The sequence below is a fragment of the Nocardia sp. NPDC004722 genome, assembly GCF_053601505.1.
This window is the reverse complement of record NZ_JBSGBY010000898.1, coordinates 1-2,467: the sequence shown is the minus strand read 5'-3', so window position 1 is coordinate 2,467 and position 2,467 is coordinate 1. Positions and strand designations below refer to the sequence as shown.

Here is a 2,467-nt window from a genome sequence, read left to right as displayed (position 1 = left end):
CAACGCGCGACTGCGGCAGCTGTTCGAGGAGCCGCCGGTCGAGCCGGACCCGTTCAGCACGATTCGCAGCGCCTGAGGGTCCGACGTACTAGGAGGTTGTGCGGTGAGGCCCGGAAACGGGCCCGGCGGGGTGTTCGCCGGGTTCCGCATCGTCCGGTGGTTGGGTGCGGGCGGCATGGGCGAGGTGTTCCTCGCCCAGGACCGCACGCTGCCCCGCCATGTCGCGCTCAAGGTGCTGACCGAGCAGGCCGGGCGCGATGCCGAGCTGCGGGCGCGCTTCCTGCGCGAGGCCGATATCGTCGCCCGCCTCGACCACCCCAATATCGTGACGGTGCACGCGCGCGGGGAGGACCACGGAAGGCTGTGGATCGCCATGGGATTCGTGGACGGCACCGACGTCGAGCGGGCATTGCACACCGGCCCGCTCGATCCCGCCCGCGCCCTGCGCATTCTCACCGCGACGGCCGACGCCCTGGACTGCGCCCATGACGCACGCGTGCTGCACCGGGATGTCAAGCCCGCCAACATCTTGCTGACCACAGGCCCGCGGGAACGGGTGGTGCTCACCGATTTCGGGATCGCCAAGTCGGTGGAGGAGAGCTCCTCGCTCACCCAGAAGGGCGATGTCCTGGCCAGCTTCCACTATTCGGCCCCCGAGCGCCTGGACGGCACCACCTCCGGCGACCGGGCCAGCGATATCTACTCGCTGGGCTGCACGCTGTTCCACATCCTCACCGGCCGTCGGCCGTTCGACGACTCCGGGATCGCGAAACTCGTCTACGCGCACATGTATCAGCCGGTGCCGTCGGCCCGCGCCGCCAACGCGGCCCTCCCGGCGGCACTGGACGCGGTGATCGCGCGGGCGCTGGCCAAGAATCCCGCCGACCGCTACCGCACCTGCGGGGAACTGGCCGCCGCGGCCGCGGCCGCCTTCACCACACCGGCGGTCGTCCCGGTGACCGTGCTCAACCCCGGCCACACCACCCACCTCGTCGATCCGTCCGGCCCGCTGCCGACCATCACCGCCGCGCTCACCGCGGCGGCGGCTGGCGACACCATCCTGATCGCCCCCGGCGTCTACCGCGAAGCGCTGACCATCGACAAAGCGGTGCGGCTGACCGCGACCCGGCCCCGCGACACGGTGGTGATCGGTGACGGCGACCGGCCCGCCATCACCTGCACCGCCGCCGACCCCACCCTCGAAGCGCTGACCATCGTGCAGGAGGGGGACGCCGCGTGCGTGTCGGTGAGCGGGGACGGCGATCCGCTGCTGCGGGACTGCGTGATTCGCGGCGGCAGTAGCGGCATCACCGTATTCGACGGTGGCCGAGGGACTTTCGAACGCAACGAGTTGCACGGCACCGACAACTGGCGCGCCCGGGCGACGGTGCCGGTCATCGTCCGCGGCGGCGCGAACCCGACCCTGCGTGCCAACACCATTCGCACCGGCGACTACATCGGCATCCGGATCACCGAGGGCGCCACCGGGCTGTTCGACAGCAACACCATCCACTTCGGTGACGGTGACAGCGAGACCGACTGGCCGGCGGTGTGCATCGAGTCCGGTGCCGGTCCGACCCTGGTGGGCAATACGATTCACGATCCGGACCAGCGGCGCAACGGCCGCCCGGAGGGTGTCATGGGCACCCCGTTCGGGATCGTCTACATCGCCGACGAGCACACCGGCGGCCTGCTCGAGCACAACACCGTGCGGGCGCACCGGGACACCGTGGCCGTCGTCGTCAAGTACGGCGCCGCTCCGACACTGCGGCACAACACGATTCGCGGCGGCAGCATCGGCATCCTGCTCGACGGCGAGCACACCGGGGGCCTGTTCGAGGAGAACGTGCTCACCGGGATCCGGGAGGCGGCCGTCCGGATCAACCGGAATGCCGCCCCGACCCTGCGCGGCAACATCATTCACGACGACTCCGGTCACGGAGTGCACCTCGCCCCGGGCGAGACCGGCGGCTGATCACACCTGCTGGGTCGGCAGGGCGACGACCTGGCGCAGGTTCACCCGGGCCGGGCGGCTGGTGGTGTAGGCGATCAGATCGGCGATGTCCTCGGCGCGCAGCGACTCCATGAACTCGAACATGCCGTCCAATTGGCCGCTGAGTTCGGCATTGTCGACGTGATTGCCGAGTTCGGTGTCGGTCAGGCCCGGCTCGATATTGGTGACCCGCACCTTGCGCGCCCCGAGCTCCGCGCGCAGCCCCGCCGACAGCTGGGTGATAGCCGCCTGCGTCGCCCCGTACACCGCGTAGGACGGGAACGGCACGTGCGCGCCGATGGAGGAGATATTGACCAGGTCGGCACTGCGGCCCGCGTCCGCCGCGGCCAGCAGGTCCGGGACGAAGGCGCGGATCATGCGCAGCCGCCCACCCACATTGGTCTCCAGCATGCGGGTCCACTCGTCCTCGCGGCCCTCGGTGATCGGGTTGGGCAGCATCACGCCCGCCGAGTT

General features: G+C 70.4%; 2 protein-coding genes. One reads left to right on the top strand and one right to left on the bottom strand.

What is annotated here, in order from left to right; all coding sequences use genetic code 11:
• Positions 1-103 precede the first annotated feature (103 nt).
• Positions 104-1,975, top strand: coding sequence for a protein kinase domain-containing protein (locus ACWELQ_RS43730; protein ID WP_452402858.1), 1,872 nt, complete (start codon positions 104-106; stop codon positions 1,973-1,975).
• Here ACWELQ_RS43730 and ACWELQ_RS43725 read toward each other — a convergent pair.
• Positions 1,976-2,467 (bottom strand): SDR family oxidoreductase (locus ACWELQ_RS43725; protein ID WP_452402857.1); only part of this gene is annotated, 492 nt, incomplete at its 5' end.